The organism is Janthinobacterium sp. SUN176, from assembly GCF_030587335.1.
Taxonomy (GTDB): domain Bacteria; phylum Pseudomonadota; class Gammaproteobacteria; order Burkholderiales; family Burkholderiaceae_D; genus Janthinobacterium; species Janthinobacterium kumbetense.
In genome coordinates this window covers 136,032-154,351 of record NZ_JAPWIA010000006.1, presented here as the reverse complement: position 1 = coordinate 154,351, position 18,320 = coordinate 136,032, and the positions used below count along the sequence as shown (strand labels likewise).

Sequence of the window (18,320 nt, the reverse complement as noted above, 5' to 3'; positions counted from 1 at the left end):
TTATTTTTAGGAATACCGCCATGCTTCAAGCCACCGAGATCCTGAACGCCAGCATCCTCATCGTCGATGACCAGGAGGCCAACGTCATGCTGCTGGAACAGGTGCTGCGCAATGCCGGCTATACGCGCATCACCTCCACCATGGACCCGCAAGCCGTGCGCGCGCTGCACCAGCAGCACCGCTACGACCTGATCCTGCTCGACTTGCAGATGCCGGAAATGGATGGTTTCGAGGTCATGGAAGGCTTGCGCGACCTCGAGGCGGGCAGCTATCTGCCCGTGCTGGTGATCACGGCCCAGCCGGGCCACAAGCTGCGCGCGCTGCAGGCGGGCGCCAAGGATTTCGTCAGCAAGCCCTTCGACCTGGTGGAAGTCAAGACGCGCATCCACAACATGCTGGAAGTGCGATTGCTGTACCAGAAGCTGGCCGAATACAACAAGTCGCTGGAACAGATGGTGGAAGTGCGCACGGCGGAGTTGCGCGAAAGCGAAGCGCGCTTCCAGCGTTTCACGGAACTGTCGTCCGACTGGTACTGGGAACAGGATGCGCAGGGCAACCTGACGCGCTTTTCCGGCCCCGTGGCTGAAATGCTGGGCATCGGCAGCGAGGAAGAGCCGCAGCGCTGGAACGCGGCCGAGCGTGCCTTGCTCGACGCCAAGATTGCCGCACGGGAACCGTTTCTCGACTTTATCTACAGCCGCGCCAACCTCGACGGCAGCACGCAATACCTGCAGGTCAGCGGCGAACCGATGTTCGACACGGGCAGCCGCTTCATCGGCTACCGCGGCATCGGCCTCGATGTCACGGAGCGCCATCGCAGTGCCTGATTTATACTGGGCGCCATCGATACAGACCAGGAAAAATCATGACCGACAAATCTCCCTCCTACTGGTTCCCCGCCAAGACCTATGGCTGGGGCTGGGGCTTGCCCATCACCTGGCAAGGCTGGCTGGTGTTCCTGGCCGCGCTGGCGCTGTTCGCCTGCGGCGCCTTCCTGTTCCCTCCGCAAACCATGCTGGTCGGCTACATCGTCTATGAAGTGGCCATCGTTGCCGTGCTCATTTTCATCTGCCAGCTGAAGGGCGAACCGACCAGCTGGCGCTGGGGCAAGAAGAAATAAGCGCGCTGCCGTCTGTTGCAATGCAGCAGATGCGCAAAGACGACACCTGCAAGAAATCATCTGGCCACGCGGCGCGAACCGCGTATAATTGGCTCGCTGCCGCAAGGCGGCAAACGCTAGGGGTCCTGCCTTTCGCTGTGGAAACACGGTGCAAGCGCGGGTGAGAAATACCCTCCGAACCTGATCTGGATAATGCCAGCGAAGGGAAGCTTTAGGATGACTGCACCCCGCTTTTCCGCGTGCGCAATTCCGAACCTCCTTAGCTGGCTCCAGGCTGAAAAATAGTCTAGCCAAGGAGCCAAAATGAACGCCAATCCGAAATTCCTTTCCGCCACCGCCACGGTCGACGAAGCCGCCATCGCGCCGCTGCCCAATTCGCGCAAGATCTACGTGCAAGGCAGCCGCCCCGACATCCGCGTGCCCATGCGCGAGATCAGCCAGTCCGACACGGAAGCGTCGTTCGGCGGCGAAAAGAATCCGCCGATCTACGTCTATGACACATCCGGCCCGTACACGGACCCGGACGTGAATATCGACATCCGCTCCGGCCTCGATACGCCGCGCCTGCCATGGATCATGGAGCGTGCCGACACGGAAGAATTGCCCGGCCCCACCTCCGACTACGGCATCGCCCGCCTGGCGGACCCGAAACTGGCCGAGCTGCGTTTCAATTTGCACCGCAAGCCGCGCCGCGCCATCGCCGGCAAGAACGTGACGCAGATGCATTACGCGCGCCAGGGCATCATCACGCCGGAAATGGAATTCGTTGCCATCCGCGAAAACATGCGCCGCCAGGAGTATTTGCGCGAACTCAAGGCTTCCGGCCCCATGGGCGAGCGCCTGGCCGACCTGATGGGCCGCCAGCATCCGGGCCAGTCCTTCGGCGCCAGCATCCCGGTCGAAATCACGCCGGAATTCGTGCGCGAGGAAATCGCCCGCGGTCGCGCCATCATTCCCGCCAATATCAACCACCCGGAAGTGGAGCCGATGATTATCGGCCGCAATTTCCTGGTGAAAATCAATGCGAATATCGGCAATTCCGCCGTGACGTCTTCCATCGGCGAGGAAGTGGAAAAGATGACCTGGGCCATCCGCTGGGGCGGCGATAACGTGATGGACTTGTCGACCGGCAAGCACATCCACGAGACGCGCGAATGGATCGTGCGCAACAGCCCCGTGCCCATCGGCACCGTGCCCATCTACCAGGCGCTGGAAAAGGTCAATGGCAAGGCGGAAGATCTGACGTGGGAAATCTTCCGCGACACCCTGATCGAGCAGGCCGAGCAGGGCGTCGATTACTTCACCATCCACGCGGGCGTGCTGCTGCGCTATGTGCCGATGACAGCCAAGCGCCTGACGGGCATCGTTTCGCGCGGCGGCTCCATCATGGCGAAATGGTGTCTGGCGCACCACCAGGAATCGTTCCTCTACACGCATTTCGAAGAAATTTGCGAAATCATGAAGGCGTATGACGTGTCGTTCTCGCTGGGCGACGGCTTGCGCCCCGGCTCCATCTACGACGCCAATGACGAGGCGCAGCTGGGCGAATTGAAAACCCTGGGCGAGCTGACGCAAGTTGCCTGGAAGCACGACGTGCAAGTGATGATCGAAGGTCCGGGCCACGTGCCCATGCAATTGATCAAGGAAAACATGGACTTGCAGCTGGAACAGTGCGGCGAGGCGCCGTTCTACACCTTGGGGCCGCTGACGACGGATATCGCGCCCGGCTACGACCACATCACCTCGGGCATCGGCGCGGCCATGATCGGCTGGTATGGCACGGCCATGCTGTGTTACGTGACGCCGAAGGAACACCTGGGCTTGCCGAACAAGGCGGACGTCAAGGACGGCATCATCACGTACAAGATCGCCGCGCACGCGGCCGACCTGGCGAAAGGCCATCCGGGCGCGCAAATCCGCGACAACGCGCTGTCGAAAGCCCGTTTCGAATTCCGCTGGGACGACCAGTTCAACATCGGCCTGGACCCGGACAAGGCGCGCGAATTCCACGATGAAACCTTGCCCAAGGATTCGGCCAAGGTGGCGCATTTCTGCTCCATGTGCGGCCCGCATTTCTGCTCGATGAAGATCACGCAGGAAGTGCGCGAATACGCGGCCGGCATGGGCATCGCGGAAGACAAGGCGCTGCAGCAGGGGATGGAGGTGAAAGCCATCGAATTCATCAAGAACGGCGCCGAGCTGTACCGCAAGGTCTGAAGGAGGGCGTGATGACTGCATTGATCGACATCACGCTCAACGGCGCGCCGCACCAGGTGCCGCCGGGGCAAACCCTGGACCAATTGATCGCCGCGCTGTCGCTGGAGAACCAGGCGCTGGCGCTGGCCGTCAACCGCAGCGTCGTGCCGCGCAAGGCGTGGCACGACCGGGTCCTGGAAATTCAAGACCAGGTGGAAATCGTACGCGCGATTGGCGGCGGTTAAGTTGAGAATAGACAAGGAAACGCACATGCATACCGCAACAAACAACGACCTGCTGACCATCGCAGGCAAACAGTATCGATCGCGCCTGCTGGTGGGCAGCGGCAAGTACAAGGATTTGCCGCAGACGCGCGAAGCGACGGACGCGGCCGAGGCGCAGATCATCACGGTGGCGATCCGCAGGGTGAATATCGGGCAAGATCCGAACGCGCCCAGCCTGCTGGACTTCGTGCCGCCCGAGCAGTACACGATCTTGCCGAACACGGCCGGCTGCTACAACGCCAAGGATGCCGTCTACACCCTGCAACTGGCGCGGGAACTCCTGGGCGGGCGCAATCTGGTGAAACTGGAAGTGCTGGGCGATGAAAAGACGCTGTTTCCGCACATGCCGGAAACCCTGGTCGCGGCCGAAGCGCTGGTCAAGGATGGCTTCGACGTGATGGTCTACTGCAGCGACGATCCCATCCAGGCGAAGATTCTGGAAGACATCGGCTGCGTGGCCGTCATGCCGCTGGCGTCCCTGATCGGCTCGGGCATGGGCATCTTGAACCCGTGGAACTTGTCCTTGATCATCGACCAGGCGAAAGTGCCCGTACTCGTCGATGCGGGCGTGGGCACGGCGTCGGACGCGGCCATCGCGATGGAACTCGGTTGCGATGGCGTGCTGATGAATACAGCCATTGCCGGCGCGCGCGACCCCGTGCGCATGGCGCATGCGATGAAACTGGCCGTGCGGGCCGGGCGCGAAGCGTTTTTGGCGGGGCGCATGCCGCGCAAGTTCGCCGCCTCGCCTTCGTCGCCGATGGCGGGCCGGCTGGCGTGATGGAGCGACGGCGTCCCACCGTGCTCGTGTTTGCCGGCGCCGACCCGTCGGGCGGCGCCGGCATCGCCGCCGATATTCTAGCGATTGCGGCGCAGGGCGCGCATGCCTTGCCCGTGATCACGGCGCTGACGGTGCAGGACAACGACCGCGTGTTTGCTGTCGAGCCCGTGGCGCCGGAATTGCTGCGCCGCCAGGCGCAGGCGCTGATCGCCAAGGTCGCCATCGATGCCGTGAAAATCGGCATCCCCGGCAGCGCGGCGAATGCGGCCGTCATCGCGCAACTGATCGCCCAATTGCGGTTGTCCCGCCCAAGCTTGCCTGTCGTGCTCGATCCCGTACTGGCCAGCGGCCATGGCGACGTGCTCAGCCGGGACGACGCCGTGCTGGCGCTGGTGCCCTTGCTGCCCGTGACTACCGTCATCGTACCGAACGGGCCGGAAGCGCTGGCCCTGGGCGGCGAAGACAACTTGCGCGCGCAAGGCTGTGGACACGTGCTGGTGACGGGCGGCCACGGCGACGGCGAGGAGATCGTCAACCGCTGGCTGGACGGTGACGGGCGCGCGCGCGAGTGGCGCTGGCCGCGCCTGCCCGGCGAGTTTCATGGCAGCGGCTGCACGTTGGCGTCGGCCATCGCGGCCCGCCTGGCATTGGGCCAGCCGCTGGCGCAAGCGCTTGACCGGGCGCAAGCCTATTGCCATGCGGCCCTGGCCGGCGCGTATGCGATTGCGCCAGGTCAACTCATGCCGCAACGATTCATTGAATAAGGAAAACATCATGCGTGGACTGTATCTGGTCACCCCGAACTGGGATGACACCGACCGCCTGCTCGATATCACGGAGCAGGCTTTGCATGGCGGCGTGGCCCTGCTGCAATACCGCCACAAGAGCGCCGACGCGGAGCAGCGGCGCGAACAGGCGGGCGCCTTGCTGGCCCTGGCCCGCAAGTATGGCGTGCCTTTCATCATCAACGATTTTCTCGAGCTGTGCGAAGAGCTGGACGCGGACGGCGTGCACGTGGGCGGCACGGACGCGTCCGTGGCGCAGGTACGCGCGCGCTTGGGCAAGGACAAGCTCGTCGGCGCTTCGTGCTATGGCGACATGGCCCTGGCGCGCACGGCAGCAGAGGGCGGCGCCAGCTACGTGGCCTTCGGCGGCTTTTATCCATCGCTGGTGAAAAAGTATCCGGTGACGACGCCCCTGGATATCGTGCTGCAGGCGAAACGCGAAATCGCCTTGCCCTGCGTGGTGATCGGCGGCATGACGCCGGAGAACGCGGCGCCGCTGGTGGCGCGCGGGGCCGACATGGTGGCGGCGATCAGCAGCGTATTTGGGAAGGGATCTCAGGCGGACGATGTGGATATTGCAGTGCAGCAATTCAATCTGCTGTTTGCGCAGGCCGGGGAGGCGTGAGGGGGCGGATTTGGCGGATAATCGGCATATAATAAGGGCATCATTCATTACCGAGGTCCCTTTACCCATGAGTCAGCCAGCCGCCGCGAAACGCCTTATCCTGATCGTTGACGATGACCAGCTCCTGTTGGAATTCCTTGGCGAAGTCCTGCGCCATGCCGGCTACGAGACGGCCCTGGCCCATTCGGCCGAAGTGGCGCTGCAGCTGATCGCCCAGCGCGAGCCTGACCTGGCCTTGCTCGACATCCACATGCCGGGCATGTCCGGCCTGGAACTGGCCAAGCGCCTGCACGGCGAAACGGCCGTGCCATTCATGTTCCTGTCCGGCAGCGGCGACAGCGAATCGGGCAAGCAGGCGGCCGCCTACGGCGCCGTCGGCTATGTCGTCAAACCCGTCGACGAAGGCCGCTTGATGCCGGCGTTCGAAGCGGGCCTGGCGCGCGCCGATGAAATCCGCCAGCTGCGCCGCACCGAGCTGAACCTGAACGCGGCCCTGGCCGCCGGCCGGGAAACGAGCCTGGCCGTCGGTTTGCTGATGGGCAAGTTCCAGACGGACCGCAACACGGCGTTCGAAGTGCTGCGCGACCACGCCCGCTCCAGCCGCCGCAAGATCAATGAAATCGCCAGCCAGCTGCTGCTGGCCGAGGAAACCCTGAACGGCTTGCACGGCGCCTTTTTGAATCGCGCGAAAACCAAGTAAGAGTTTCAAGTAAGCGTTGCACCGGCGCCGGCGTGGCATGTCGGCGCCTGCCTTGTTATGATGTGACGATACGGCGCGCTGGCGCGCCTGGTTCAACCATACACAGGACACACATGAAAACCAAAGCAGCGATTGCATGGAAGGCGGGCGCGCCTTTGACCATCGAGGAAGTCGACCTGGCCGGCCCGCGCGAGGGCGAGGTACTGGTCGAGATCAAGGCCACCGGCATTTGCCACACCGATTACTACACCCTGTCGGGCGCCGATCCGGAAGGCATCTTCCCATCCATCCTCGGCCATGAAGGCGCCGGCATCGTCGTCGACGTGGGGCCTGGCGTGAAAAGCCTGAAGAAGGATGACCACGTCATCCCCCTGTACACGCCGGAATGCCGCCAGTGCAAATTCTGCCTGTCGCAAAAGACCAACCTGTGCCAGTCGATCCGCTCGACCCAGGGCCGCGGCCTGATGCCGGACGCGACGTCGCGCTTTTCCATCGACGGCAAGCCCATCTTCCACTACATGGGCACCTCCACCTTCTCGAACTACATCGTCGTGCCGGAAATCGCCCTGGCGAAGATCCGCGAAGATGCGCCCTTCGACAAGGTCTGCTACATCGGTTGCGGCGTGACGACGGGCGTGGGCGCCGTGCTGTTTACGGCCAAGGTCGAGGCGGGCGCCAACGTGGTCGTGTTCGGCCTGGGCGGCATCGGCTTGAACGTGATCCAGGCGGCGAAGATGGTGGGCGCCGACAAAATCATCGGCGTGGACATCAACCCGGCGCGCCAGGCCATCGCGCGCAAGTTCGGCATGACGCATTTCGTCAACGCCAACGAGGTGGAAAACGTTGTCGATACCATCGTGCAGCTGACGGACGGCGGCGCCGACTATTCGTTCGAATGCATCGGCAACACCACCACGATGCGCCAGTCGCTCGAGTGCTGCCACAAGGGCTGGGGCCAGTCCATCATCATCGGCGTGGCGGCGGCCGGCCAGGAAATTTCCACGCGTCCGTTCCAGCTGGTGACGGGGCGCGTGTGGAAAGGTTCCGCCTTCGGCGGCGCGCGCGGCCGCACGGACGTGCCGAAGATCGTCGACTGGTACATGGAAGGCAAGCTCAATATCGATGATTTGATCACACACAGGCTGAAGCTCGATGATATCAATCAAGGTTTTGACTTGATGAAGAGCGGTGAATCGATCCGCTCCGTCGTGCTGTATTAATGAATTGAAATACGCCGTACCACGGCGTTTTTGCGGAGGCTGCGGCCTCCGTTTTTTTTTGCCCGGCATGCCATCCATCGCCCGTGTTTGCCATCCAGGCAGGTCTTTTTGCAGCCTGTCGCACGGCGCTGGAGGCCAGGTCCGCTTGCCGCTACAGTCAACGCTCCACTACTTTTGCGACGAGGCAGCCATGACCACTTCCCATCGTTTGATCCTCAGCCTGGCCGGTATCCTGCTTGGCGGCAGCGCGCTGGCCGTGCAGCCGCCGCAACCGCCCGCGCCACCGGCCCCGCCTGCCGCGCCCAGCGTGCAGGTCAGCCGTTCGCTCGACAAGGGCGAAAGCTATGCGCTGGTCGATGGCACCAGGGATAGCGAGGGCGTCATCGTCGTCGACAGCGATATTCACTCGGAGCAGGTGGAAAAACTCAAGCGCTCGATCAAGGGGCCGTTCCTGTGGTTCCGCGATCAGGGGCAGGCCTATGTGCTGCAGGATGCGGCCTTGCTGGGCAAGGTGCGCACGGCATGGGAACCCTCGAGACAGCTGGGCAAGGAGATGAGCGCGCTTGGCGATCAAATGGGCGCGCATGGCAAGGCCATGGGTGAAATGGGCCGCAAGATGGGCGCCCGCAGCCTAGAAAAAGGCAGCGCGCGCGAATCGGAACAGTTGCGCGTGCTGGGCCGCCAGCAGCAGGAGCTGGGCCGCAAGCTCGGCGACGCCTCGCGCCGCCAGGCGCTGGCGACGAGCGACACGGCGCGCCGCGCGGCCGAGCGCGACGTGGAAGGCCTGCAGCAGCAGATGGAAGATGCGCAGGACAAAATGGAAGAGATCAACGACCGCATCGCCGACGTACACGAGCGCGAGGCCGAGAAAATGGAGCAGATGTCGCGCCAGATGGAGCAGCGCGGCAAGCCGATGGAAGCGCTGGGCAAGCAAATGGGCGACCTGGGCCGCCAGCAGGAAAAAGTCGTCAAGATCGCGGACAAGACCACGCGCCAGGTGATCGCCCAGGCGCTCAGCGAAGGCAAGGCCAAGCTGGTGCGCTGAAGGATGTGCTCAATTAGCAGGCCAGTGGCTTGCGCATCAGGCAGCGCAGCGCCGGATCGTGTCCGTCCTGCGCTTCGCGCGCCAGCTTGAGCGCGTGGCCTGCGCCCAGCGCCGCGGCCCCGATTTCGCTGAAACCATGGCGCGCATAGTAGGGTGCGTTCCATGGCAGGTGGCGATACGTGCTGAGCGTCAGGCCGGCGCAGCCCTGCGCCCGGGCATGGGCCGCTGCCGCGTCGAGCAAGCGCGCGCCCACGCCCTGCCGTTGATGCGGCAGGGCAACGGACAATTCCACGATGAACAGTTGCCCGTCGAGCGGTTCGGCGGCCAGGAAGCCTGCCGGCTCAGCGTGCCCATCGGCGGCCACCCATACGCCGCCCTCGCGCTGCAGCGCCTGTAAGGTGCTCAATGGTAAGGGTTCTCCCTGCGCCAGCCACGCCAGTCCGGGGCCGGCCTGCGCAAACAGGGCCGCGGCGCTGCGCTCGACCTGGGCCAGCAGGGGCAGGTCGGCGCTGCCGGCTGTGCGGATGGCGTACTTCACGGCGTATGCCACGCGGCGGTCACGGTGCGGTATTGCGCCGGCAACTGCCTGGCGTCGTCCTCGCTGGCATATGCGTCATCCTGCACCGTGTCCCAGCGCGCGTCGCAGCTGAAACGGTAGACTTGCGCCTCGTCCCTGTAGCGGCACACGGCCAGGCCGTGGATGGCGATGGGGGCGGCGCCATCTTCAGCGGCAACATGGCCGAAAGGCAAGTCGGACCAGGCCCAGGCCAGTACGCGGGCGCCGTCGAGGTGGCTGGGAGGTGTCATGGGCGTTGTTTCCATCGGCTGTGCAGTGGTGCCGATTGTAGCGCGCACGCGGCGAATCCGGCGTGACCGCTGGACAAATGCACAGTATTTTTAGCCATGCCGGTATAATCACGGCATGCAAAATCTTCTTCACAACCTCAATCCCGAACAATTGGCTGCCGTCACCTTGCCGGCGCAGCATGCGTTGATCCTGGCGGGCGCCGGTTCGGGCAAGACCCGCGTGCTGACCACCCGCATCGCGTGGCTGATCCAGACCCAGCAGGTATCGCCGCCCGGCATCCTGGCCGTGACGTTTACCAACAAAGCCGCCAAGGAAATGCTCACGCGCCTGTCGGCCATGCTGCCGATTAACACGCGCGGCATGTGGATCGGCACCTTCCACGGCCTGTGCAACCGCTTGCTGCGCACGCATTACCGCGACGCAGCCTTGCCGCAGACCTTCCAGATCCTCGATTCCCAGGATCAATTGTCCGTGATCAAGCGTTTGTTGAAGGCAAACAATATCGATGATGAAAAATTCCCGCCGAAGACGGTGATGTATTTCATCAACAACGCCAAGGACCAGGGCTTGCGCGCCACGGATGTGGAAGCGTACGACGCGCACGAGCGCAAGATGGTCGAGCTGTACCAGCTGTACGACGACCAGTGCCAGCGCGAAGGCGTCGTCGACTTCGCGGAATTGCTGCTGCGCACGTATGAATTGCTCAGCCGCAACCAGCCCTTGCGCGAACACTACCAGGCGCGCTTCCGCCATATTTTGGTGGACGAGTTCCAGGATACGAACAACCTGCAATACAACTGGCTCAAATTGCTGGCCGGCCACGGCAGCCGCGATGGCGGCGCCCTGTTTGCCGTCGGCGACGATGACCAGAGCATCTATGCGTTCCGCGGCGCCAACGTGGGCAACATGAGTGCCTTCGAGCATGAGTTCCAGGTGAAGAACTTGATCAAGCTGGAGCAGAACTACCGCTCGCATGGCCACATCCTCGACAGCGCCAACGTATTGATCGCGAACAATAGCAAGCGCCTGGGCAAGAATCTGCGCACGGACGCGGGCCATGGCGAGCAGGTGCGTGTGTATGAAGCCAGTTCCGACTTGCAGGAAGCGCAATGGATCATCGAAGAGGCGAAAAGCCTGATCGCCGATGGCGCGTCGCGCAGTGAAATCGCCATCTTGTACCGCTCGAATGCGCAGTCGCGCGTGATCGAACACGCGCTGTTCTCGGCCGCCATTCCGTACCACGTGTATGGCGGCCAGCGCTACTTCCAGCGCGCCGAGGTCAAGCACGCGATTGCCTATTTGCAATTGATGGACAATCCGCACAACGATTCGGCCTTCTTGCGCGTGGTCAATTTCCCCACGCGGGGCATCGGCATGCGCTCGATCGAGCAATTGCAGGCCGCGTCGGAACAGTACGGCATTTCGCTGTATGCGGCCGTGCCGTACGTGGCCGGCAAGGCGGGCAGCGTGCTGGCCGGCTTCGTCAAGCTGATCGAAGGCGTGCGTTTCGAAACGCAGCAATTGTCCTTGCCGGAAATGGTCAGAGTGGTGCTGGAAGCGAGTACCTTGCTGCAACATTATCAGAATGAAAAGGAAGGTGCCGACCGCATCGAGAACCTGGAGCAGATGGTCAGCGCGGCCAGCCAGTTCATTTCCGAAGAAGGTTTTGGCCAGGGCGCACCCGCGCATTTGGGGCCAGCGGCCCAGGCGCAGTCGGGCGCGCCCGTCGTCAACCAGGATGGCATCGAAATCCTGGATGCGGACGCGCCGCTGCCGGCCGTGATGTCGCCGCTCTCCGCCTTCCTGTCGCACGCGTCGCTGGAAGCGGGCGACAACCAGGCGCAGGCGGGCCAGGATGCGCTGCAGATGATGACGGTGCACTCGGCCAAGGGCCTGGAATTCGACAACGTCTTCATTACCGGCCTGGAAGAGGGCCTGTTCCCGCACGAAAGCAGCTCGAAGGAAGACAACGGCGTGGAAGAGGAACGCCGGCTCATGTACGTGGCTATCACGCGCGCGCGCAAGCGCTTATATATGAGCTTTTCGCAGACGCGCATGCTGCACGGCCAGACGCGCTACAACATGAAGTCGCGCTTCTTCGACGAATTGCCGGAAGAATCGCTGAAATGGCTGTCGCCGAAGGTGCAGGCGAACTGGTTCGGCAACCGCAAGTCGGCCTGGGACGAGGCGCCGAAGCTGGCCAGCCTGGGTTCGGACAATGCGATTGCGCAAAAGATCGCGCAAAAAGCCACGGGTGGCGGCTGGCGCATCGGCGAATCGGTGGCGCACGCCAAGTTCGGCGAAGGCGTGATCGTCAATATCGAAGGCGGCGGCGGCAATGCGCGCGCGCAAATCAACTTCGGCCAGCACGGCATGAAGGTGCTCGACCTGGGCATCGCCAAGCTGGAGCGATTGGGGCGTTGAGACACGAGCGGCCATAAAAAAGGGCAGCCTGCGCAGGCTGCCCTTTTTTCATGCGGCGTGAAAATCAGTCGTTGGGCTTGTCCAGCGACACCGTCTTGCTCTCATCGACGGGCAAGCCGAAGATCTGGCGGTAGGCGGCGTAGAACGAGCAATGCATGATGATGGTCAAGATCATCGACAGCGGCATCATCAGTTGCATCATCAGCGGCGTGCGGCCAAAGATGACGGCCAGCAACTGGCTGGTGACGACGCTGATGGCGAACCAGGTGGCGGCGAAGACGATGAAGGCCGACAGCGAACGCCAGACGGCGAAAAAGCTGAAGAACAGCGCCTTGCCCAGCCCGGTTTGTTTCCAGTAGATCAGCGGTGCGGCAAAGCAGAAGGCCATGGCGGCCGGCACGTACAGCACGATGGCCAGCAGGATGCCGAGGCCCAGGCGCGATTCGGGGATGGCGGTGCGCGCCGCTTCTTCCGTCAATTGCCCCGTGACCAGTTGCCACAGCAAGCCGTCGTCCACCAAAGTCGAGGCGCCGATGGCCACGATGGCCATCAGGATGTACAGCACGCCCAGGCCGAACAGGGAAGGAAAGGCCGGCTTGCGGAAGCCCGAGATCAACAGGCTGGGCAAGACGCGCTTGCCCTGGTCGATGTTCAGGCAGCCTTGCACGAAGGCGACGGAAAACACGGGGACGAGGATGACGGGCAGCATCTGGCCGAGCACGGGCACGATGCTGACGGCCAGCATGCAGAACATATAGCCGAGAAACAGCATCGACATGCCGCCAGGTTGCTTGCGAAACAGGGCGAAGCCTTGTTTCACCCATTGCCAACCTGTACTTGCAGGTAATTTTTCCATGTTTAAAACAGTTCCGGAGCAGGTGTGGCGATACGTTCGCGCAGAATGCGTTCGAAATGCGTGGGATCGTGCGGGGTCAGCATTTCCGCTTCGCGCGGCTGGTAATAATCGTACAGGCGCGACAGCCAGAAGCGCAGCGCGGCGGCGCGCAGCATCGGTTGCCATGCCGTCTGTTCTTCATGCGTAAACGGACGCACGGCCTGGTAGGCGTCGAGCAGGGCGCGCACTCTTGCCGTGTCGAGCACGCCCGTGGCCAGGTCCACGCACCAGTCGTTGACGGTGACGGCCACGTCGAACAGCCAGGTGTCGCAGCCGGCAAAGTAAAAGTCGAAAAAGCCCGTCAGTTGTTCGCCGTCAAACATGACATTGTTGCGGAACAAGTCGGCATGCACGGGACCGCGCGGGATGGCTTTATAGGTATCGCAGGCAGCAAAGGCGTCCTGGAAGTGGATTTCCGCGCGCAGCAAATGGGCTTTGGCATCGTCGAGGTGGTGCAGGACGAGCGGCGTGGTGGTGTTCCACCAGTCCAGGCCCCGCAGATTCGGCTGTTGCAGGGGGAAATCCTGCGCCGCCAGGTGCATCTTCGCCAGCATGGCGCCCACGGCCGCGCAATGCACGGCTTGCGGCGCCATCTGCGAGCTGCCGTCGAGTTTGCTGACGATGGCGGCCGGCTTGCCTTGCAAGGCCGTCACCAGTTCGCCGTCCGCATTGGCGATCGGCGCCGGCACCAGTACGCCCCGGTCCGCCAAATGGCGCATCAGTTGCAGATAAAACGGCAATTGTTCGAAGCTGAGGTTTTCAAAGATCGTCAGCACATACTCGCCGCGCTCCGTGCTCAGGAAGAAATTGCTGTTCTCGATGCCGGACGCGATGCCCTTGAGCGCCAGAGGTTTGCCGAGTGGAAATTGCGTGATCCACTGGCCGATATCGTCCAGGTGTAGCGCGGTAAAAACTGCCATGGGAAAGAGAGGAATGGTCTAAAAGGTCAAAAAAAGCCGGCTGCCCCGCAGGTGGCCGGGGCAGGGCAGAAGAGAGTGGCTGCTTACTTCGCTGGTGCGGGCGGCGCTGGCGCGTCCGCGGCCTCTTCGTCGCGTTGTTTCTGTTTCTTCTTGCCCAGATCAAATTCCAGTACTTTCCATTGCGGGCCGCGCAGGGCGCCGCTGTGGGCCTGGTCGCCGCCGGCGGCCGGCTTCATGTAATAGGTGCTGCCGCCGCTCGTCACTTTCACTTCGGACGTCACGCCCGCTTCGCGTTTTTCGGTAATCTGCTGCTTGGCCGCGGCCGGCGCCACGGTGATGGGCGCTTCGCCCATTTCCTCGATGCGTTCCAGTTGTGGCGGCGCGTCGCTCGGTTTGGCCGGCGTCTGGGCGCTGGCGATGGCCGAACATGCCAGCAGGGGCAGGGCGAGGAATGTCCAGAGTGTCGATGTACGCATCATGATGGGTTCGCTTCCATGTGAGGGACTGCAGCGCGTGCAGTAGTGTAATGCCGTCAATTTATCTATAAGGCATTGTAACAAACTGGTAGGCAATGCTGTTTAATACGGCTGATTAATGTGCCGAAATGGCCGGCAGTGGCGGCCCGCGCGCCCGCACGGGGCCGCCAGGGCGGCAAAAACGCCGGAAACGGCAGGCGTTGCGGCCGGTGGCGCGGCCCTAAACTCTGCGATAATTGGGCGATATTCCGTCCGCCCGCCGCTGTTTCTTCCCGGCTGGCGCGGCTCACCTTATTTTATTGGCATTATGCAAAACACCCTGCTGTTAGTCGACGGTTCCAGTTACCTCTATCGTGCCTTCCATGCGCTGCCCGACCTGCGCAGTCCGGACGGTTATCCCACGGGCGCCATGCACGGCATGGTCAACATGCTGCGCCGCCTGCGCGCCGATTACCCGGCCGCCTATATCGCCTGCGTTTTCGATGCCAAAGGCAAAACTTTCCGTGATGACATGTATCCGGAATACAAGGCCACGCGCGCCTCGATGCCGGACGACCTGCGCCTGCAGATCGAACCGATCCACGAAGCCGTGCGCGCCATGGGCTGGCCGATATTGATGGTCGACGGCGTGGAAGCGGACGACGTGATCGGCACCCTGGCCGTGCAGGCGGCCGCCGCCGGCATGGACGTGGTGGTGTCGACGGGCGACAAAGACCTGGCGCAGCTGGTCAACAGCCAGGTGACCCTGATCAATACCATGAGCAATGAAAAGCTCGATGAAGCGGCCGTGCTGGTCAAGTTCGGTGTGCCGCCCAACCGCATCATCGATTACTTGTCGCTGATCGGCGATACGGTCGACAACGTGCCGGGCGTCTCGAAGTGCGGCCCGAAGACGGCCGTCAAATGGCTGACCTTGTACGACAGCCTGGAAGGCGTGATGGAAAACGCGGCCAAGGTGGGCGGCGCCGTGGGCGAAAACCTGCGCACGGCCCTGCCATGGCTGCCGCAGGCGCGCGCCTTGATCACCGTCAAGACCGATTGCGACTTGTCCGAACACATGACGACCATCGCCGACTCGCTGGTGGCGAAACACGAAGACAAGGAAGCGCTGCTGGCCTTCTTCCAGCGCTACGGCTTCAAGGCCCTGCTGCGCGAACTGGGCGCCACGCCGCCGCCGATGTCGCCCGTTGGCGCACCGGCACCTGGCGGCGCTGCCGCCAACACGACGGGCGACATGTTTGCCGATGCCGCTCCGGCAGTGGAAGCCGTGTATGAAACCGTGCTGACGGACGAGCAGCTGGACAAATGGATCGCCCTGATCGATGCGGCGGCCTTGACGGCCGTCGACACGGAAACCACGTCGCTGGAACCGATGACGGCGCAAATGGTCGGCATTTCCCTCTCCGTGGCAGAGCACGCCGCCTGCTACATCCCGCTGGCCCACGATTACGCGGGCGCGCCGGAACAGTTGACGCGCGAACACGTGCTGGCGAAGCTGCGCCCATGGCTGGAAGATGCGAACAAGCCCAAGCTGGGCCAGAACCTCAAGTATGACAGCCACATCTTCGCCAACCACGGCGTGACGTTGCGCGGCATCGCCCACGATACCTTGCTCGAATCGTATGTGTTCGAATCGCACAAGAAGCACGACATGGACAGCCTGGCCCTGCGCCATCTGAATTACACGACCATCCCGTTCGAGGACGTGTGCGGCAAGGGCGCCAAGCAGATCACGTTCAACCAGGTGGAAGTGGAGCAGGCGGCGAAATACGCGGCCGAGGATGCGGACGTCACCTTGCGTTTGCACAATGCCATGTGGGGCAATGTGGCGAATGATGAGAAGCTGACCTTCATCTATGAAAAGATCGAGATGCCGACGGCCGTGGTCTTGCAAAAGATCGAGCGCAACGGCGTGCTGATCGATGACGAATTGCTCAACATCCAGTCGGCCGAGCTGGCCGTCAAGATTCTCGAACTGGAAAAGAAGGCGTATGAACTGGCCGAGCAGCCGTTTAATCTAGGCTCGCCCAAGCAGATCGGCGAAATTTTCTTTGAGAAATTGAAACTGCCGGTGGTCAAGAAAACCCCGACGGGCGCGCCGTCGACGGATGAAGAAGTGCTGCAAAAGCTGGCCGAGGATTATCCGCTGCCCAAAGTGCTGCTCGAATACCGCGGTATGGCCAAGCTGAAATCGACTTACACGGATAAGCTGCCGAAGATGATCAACGTCACGACGGGGCGCGTGCACACGAACTATGCGCAAGCCGTGGCCGTCACGGGCCGCCTGGCGTCGAACGACCCGAACTTGCAGAATATTCCCATCCGCAGCGCGGAAGGCCGCCGCATCCGCGAAGCCTTTATTGCGCCGCCGGGCAGCCACATCGTTTCGGCCGACTATTCGCAGATCGAATTGCGCATCATGGCGCACATCTCGGGCGATGAAGCCATGCTGCGCGCGTTTGCCGACGGCATCGACATTCACCGCGCCACGGCCGCCGAAATCTTTGGCGTGCCGGCCGCGGAAGTGCAGAGCGAACAGCGCCGCTACGCCAAGGTCATCAACTTTGGTTTGATCTACGGCATGAGCGCATTCGGCCTGGCCGGTAACCTGGGTGTGGACCGCACGGCCGCGCAAAGCTATATCGACCGCTACTTTGCCCGTTTTTCCGGCGTGAAACAGTACATGGAAGACACGCGCCAGCAAGCGAAGGCGCGCGGCTACGTGGAAACCGTGTTCGGCCGCCGTTTGTGGTTGCCGGAAATCAATTCGCCGAACGGCCCCCGCCGTCAGGGCGCGGAACGGGCGGCGATCAACGCGCCCATGCAGGGCACGGCCGCCGACCTGATCAAGCTGGCCATGATCGCCGTGCAAGGCTGGCTGGAAGCGGACGGCTTGCAGACGAAGATGATCATGCAGGTGCACGATGAACTGGTGCTGGAAGTGCCGGACGCCGAGCTGGAACTGGTCAAGCGCAAGCTGCCGGAACTGATGGCGGGCGTGGCCGCGCTGAAAGTGCCGCTGACGGCCGAGGTGGGAATTGGTAAAAACTGGGACGAAGCGCATTAATTAAACGCAACATTTTCAGGAGAAACGCATGAGCGACATGATCACCGATTGTGAAAGTTTGCTGGGCCAGAGCAGCTTGTCCGGGCCGGACGGCCGGCGTGGTTTCCTGAAGGTGGCGCTGGGCACGGGTTTTGCCGTGGCCGTGCTGCCCGTGGCGGCGCAAAACGTCGTCAAGACGGATTCTGCCGGACTCGTCACGGGCAGCATGTCGGTGATGGTCGATGGCCAGGCCGTGCCCGTGTATGCGGCGCAGCCGGAAGGCAAGACGGGTTTGCCCGTGGTATTGGTCATTTCGGAAATCTTTGGCGTGCATGAACATATCGCCGACATGGCGCGCCGCTTCGCCAAGCAGGGCTATCTGGCGCTGGCGCCCGACCTGTTCGTGCGCCAGGGCGATGCCACCAAGGTGGCCAGCATTGCCGATTTAATGAAGGGCATCATCGCCAAGACGCCGGACGCGCAAGTGATGGCGGACCTCGATGCGGTGGTGGCATGGGCAAAACAGAATGGCGGCGACACGAGCCGTTTGGGCATCACGGGTTTTTGCTGGGGCGGGCGTATCACGTGGCTGTACGCGGCGCACAATCCGGCCGTCAAGGCGGGCGTAGCCTGGTATGGCCGCCTCGTCGGCGAACCGACTGCCTTGCAGCCGAGCAACCCCATCGATATCGCCGCCAGCCTGAAAGTCCCCGTGCTGGGCTTGTATGGCGGCAAGGATACGGGCATCAGCCAGGAATCGATCGGCAAGATGAAGGATGCGCTGGCCAAGGGCGGCAACCAATCCGAGTTTGTCGTGTATCCCGATGCGGGCCACGCCTTCAATGCCGATTACCGCCCCAGCTATGTGGCGGCCGATGCGAAAGACGGTTATGCGCGTTGCCTGGCCTGGTTCAAAAAGCACGGCGTGGCGTGATGCCGCAACAGAAAAATACCGCATTTCCCAGAAATTGACGCGCAAGCCGCACCGGGCTGTA

At 62.6% G+C, this 18,320-nt stretch carries 18 protein-coding genes and 1 riboswitch; of the genes, 13 read left to right on the top strand and 5 right to left on the bottom strand.

The genetic code is table 11. From position 1 onward, the window contains the following. Window positions 1-20: 20 nt before the first annotated feature. From O3299_RS26035 to O3299_RS25990, 10 genes are all read left to right on the top strand, one after another. Window positions 21-827 (top strand): response regulator, encoded by an 807-nt coding sequence (locus O3299_RS26035; protein ID WP_099665502.1) that lies wholly within the window; start codon window positions 21-23, stop codon window positions 825-827. 38 nt (window positions 828-865) lie between these two features. Further along, entirely contained in the window at window positions 866-1,120 is a 255-nt protein-coding gene (locus O3299_RS26030) for a hypothetical protein (protein ID WP_077399591.1), read from the top strand. Window positions 1,121-1,228: 108 nt separating this feature from the next. Beyond that, window positions 1,229-1,344: riboswitch (TPP riboswitch) on the top strand. A 79-nt stretch (window positions 1,345-1,423) separates the two neighbouring features. Next, window positions 1,424-3,337, top strand: a complete 1,914-nt coding sequence (gene thiC / locus O3299_RS26025; RefSeq protein ID WP_099665500.1) for a phosphomethylpyrimidine synthase ThiC — start codon at window positions 1,424-1,426, stop codon at window positions 3,335-3,337. Between the two features lie 20 nt (window positions 3,338-3,357). Beyond that, complete coding sequence (thiS, locus tag O3299_RS26020; RefSeq protein ID WP_099668244.1) at window positions 3,358-3,561, top strand: sulfur carrier protein ThiS; 204 nt, start codon at window positions 3,358-3,360, stop codon at window positions 3,559-3,561. 25 nt (window positions 3,562-3,586) lie between these two features. Further along, on the top strand, window positions 3,587-4,381 hold the full coding sequence (locus O3299_RS26015) for a thiazole synthase (RefSeq protein ID WP_305063523.1): 795 nt from the start codon (window positions 3,587-3,589) through the stop codon (window positions 4,379-4,381). Then, entirely contained in the window at window positions 4,381-5,145 is a 765-nt protein-coding gene (locus O3299_RS26010; protein WP_305063522.1) for a hydroxymethylpyrimidine/phosphomethylpyrimidine kinase, read from the top strand. Before O3299_RS26015 ends, O3299_RS26010 begins: the two co-directional genes overlap by 1 nt. A gap of 10 nt (window positions 5,146-5,155) precedes the next feature. Beyond that, window positions 5,156-5,791, top strand: coding sequence for a thiamine phosphate synthase (thiE, locus tag O3299_RS26005; protein WP_305063521.1), 636 nt, complete (start codon window positions 5,156-5,158; stop codon window positions 5,789-5,791). Window positions 5,792-5,858: 67 nt separating this feature from the next. Continuing rightward, entirely contained in the window at window positions 5,859-6,491 is a 633-nt protein-coding gene (locus O3299_RS26000) for an ANTAR domain-containing response regulator (RefSeq protein ID WP_034749164.1), read from the top strand. 113 nt (window positions 6,492-6,604) lie between these two features. Beyond that, window positions 6,605-7,711 (top strand): S-(hydroxymethyl)glutathione dehydrogenase/class III alcohol dehydrogenase, encoded by a 1,107-nt coding sequence (locus O3299_RS25995; RefSeq protein WP_034749160.1) that lies wholly within the window; start codon window positions 6,605-6,607, stop codon window positions 7,709-7,711. A 190-nt stretch (window positions 7,712-7,901) separates the two neighbouring features. Next, the gene (locus O3299_RS25990; protein WP_305054573.1) at window positions 7,902-8,756 is read left to right on the top strand and encodes a hypothetical protein; all 855 of its coding nucleotides are present in this window, start codon (window positions 7,902-7,904) and stop codon (window positions 8,754-8,756) included. Window positions 8,757-8,769: 13 nt separating this feature from the next. Here the strand turns inward: O3299_RS25990 and O3299_RS25985 are convergent, their stop codons facing one another. Both O3299_RS25985 and O3299_RS25980 read right to left on the bottom strand, forming a co-directional pair. Then, window positions 8,770-9,294 carry a GNAT family N-acetyltransferase gene (locus O3299_RS25985; protein ID WP_305054574.1) on the bottom strand — a complete coding sequence of 175 codons (525 nt, stop codon included), beginning with the start codon at window positions 9,292-9,294 and terminating at the stop codon, window positions 8,770-8,772. Further along, window positions 9,291-9,563, bottom strand: a complete 273-nt coding sequence (locus O3299_RS25980) for a hypothetical protein (protein WP_305063520.1) — start codon at window positions 9,561-9,563, stop codon at window positions 9,291-9,293. The genes O3299_RS25985 and O3299_RS25980 overlap by 4 nt, the downstream gene beginning before the upstream one ends. A 115-nt stretch (window positions 9,564-9,678) precedes the next feature. On the opposite strand from O3299_RS25980, the gene O3299_RS25975 reads away from it, so the two are divergent. Next, entirely contained in the window at window positions 9,679-11,988 is a 2,310-nt protein-coding gene (locus tag O3299_RS25975) for a UvrD-helicase domain-containing protein (protein ID WP_099665494.1), read from the top strand. Window positions 11,989-12,052: 64 nt separating this feature from the next. On the opposite strand, the gene O3299_RS25970 is transcribed toward O3299_RS25975, so the two are convergent. The 3 genes from O3299_RS25970 to O3299_RS25960 form a co-directional block, all read right to left on the bottom strand. Further along, a complete protein-coding gene (locus O3299_RS25970) occupies window positions 12,053-12,844 on the bottom strand; it encodes a BPSS1780 family membrane protein (protein ID WP_034784808.1) in 792 nt (263 codons plus the stop codon). Between the two features lie 2 nt (window positions 12,845-12,846). Continuing rightward, window positions 12,847-13,803 (bottom strand): homoserine kinase, encoded by a 957-nt coding sequence (locus tag O3299_RS25965; RefSeq protein ID WP_251351019.1) that lies wholly within the window; start codon window positions 13,801-13,803, stop codon window positions 12,847-12,849. A gap of 83 nt (window positions 13,804-13,886) precedes the next feature. Then, on the bottom strand, window positions 13,887-14,282 hold the full coding sequence (locus O3299_RS25960; RefSeq protein ID WP_070278239.1) for a hypothetical protein: 396 nt from the start codon (window positions 14,280-14,282) through the stop codon (window positions 13,887-13,889). A 304-nt stretch (window positions 14,283-14,586) separates the two neighbouring features. Between O3299_RS25960 and polA the strand changes: the two genes are divergently transcribed. Continuing rightward, complete coding sequence (gene polA / locus O3299_RS25955) at window positions 14,587-17,346, top strand: DNA polymerase I (RefSeq protein WP_305063519.1); 2,760 nt, start codon at window positions 14,587-14,589, stop codon at window positions 17,344-17,346. Window positions 17,347-17,374: 28 nt separating this feature from the next. Beyond that, window positions 17,375-18,259: a dienelactone hydrolase family protein gene (locus tag O3299_RS25950; protein WP_099665491.1), complete on the top strand. Its 885-nt coding sequence runs from the start codon at window positions 17,375-17,377 to the stop codon at window positions 18,257-18,259. The last annotated feature ends 61 nt before the right edge of the window (window positions 18,260-18,320 follow it).

Coding starts and splice junctions, on each gene's coding strand:
- O3299_RS26035 (WP_099665502.1), top strand. CDS start 21: ATGCTTCAAGCCACCGAGATCCTGAACGCCAGCATCCTCATCGTCGAT.
- O3299_RS26030 (WP_077399591.1), top strand. CDS start 866: ATGACCGACAAATCTCCCTCCTACTGGTTCCCCGCCAAGACCTATGGC.
- thiC (WP_099665500.1), top strand. CDS start 1,424: ATGAACGCCAATCCGAAATTCCTTTCCGCCACCGCCACGGTCGACGAA.
- O3299_RS26015 (WP_305063523.1), top strand. CDS start 3,587: ATGCATACCGCAACAAACAACGACCTGCTGACCATCGCAGGCAAACAG.
- O3299_RS26010 (WP_305063522.1), top strand. CDS start 4,381: ATGGAGCGACGGCGTCCCACCGTGCTCGTGTTTGCCGGCGCCGACCCG.
- thiE (WP_305063521.1), top strand. CDS start 5,156: ATGCGTGGACTGTATCTGGTCACCCCGAACTGGGATGACACCGACCGC.
- O3299_RS26000 (WP_034749164.1), top strand. CDS start 5,859: ATGAGTCAGCCAGCCGCCGCGAAACGCCTTATCCTGATCGTTGACGAT.
- O3299_RS25995 (WP_034749160.1), top strand. CDS start 6,605: ATGAAAACCAAAGCAGCGATTGCATGGAAGGCGGGCGCGCCTTTGACC.
- O3299_RS25990 (WP_305054573.1), top strand. CDS start 7,902: ATGACCACTTCCCATCGTTTGATCCTCAGCCTGGCCGGTATCCTGCTT.
- O3299_RS25980 (WP_305063520.1), bottom strand. CDS start 9,563: ATGACACCTCCCAGCCACCTCGACGGCGCCCGCGTACTGGCCTGGGCC.
- O3299_RS25975 (WP_099665494.1), top strand. CDS start 9,679: ATGCAAAATCTTCTTCACAACCTCAATCCCGAACAATTGGCTGCCGTC.
- O3299_RS25970 (WP_034784808.1), bottom strand. CDS start 12,844: ATGGAAAAATTACCTGCAAGTACAGGTTGGCAATGGGTGAAACAAGGC.
- O3299_RS25965 (WP_251351019.1), bottom strand. CDS start 13,803: ATGGCAGTTTTTACCGCGCTACACCTGGACGATATCGGCCAGTGGATC.
- O3299_RS25960 (WP_070278239.1), bottom strand. CDS start 14,282: ATGATGCGTACATCGACACTCTGGACATTCCTCGCCCTGCCCCTGCTG.
- polA (WP_305063519.1), top strand. CDS start 14,587: ATGCAAAACACCCTGCTGTTAGTCGACGGTTCCAGTTACCTCTATCGT.
- O3299_RS25950 (WP_099665491.1), top strand. CDS start 17,375: ATGAGCGACATGATCACCGATTGTGAAAGTTTGCTGGGCCAGAGCAGC.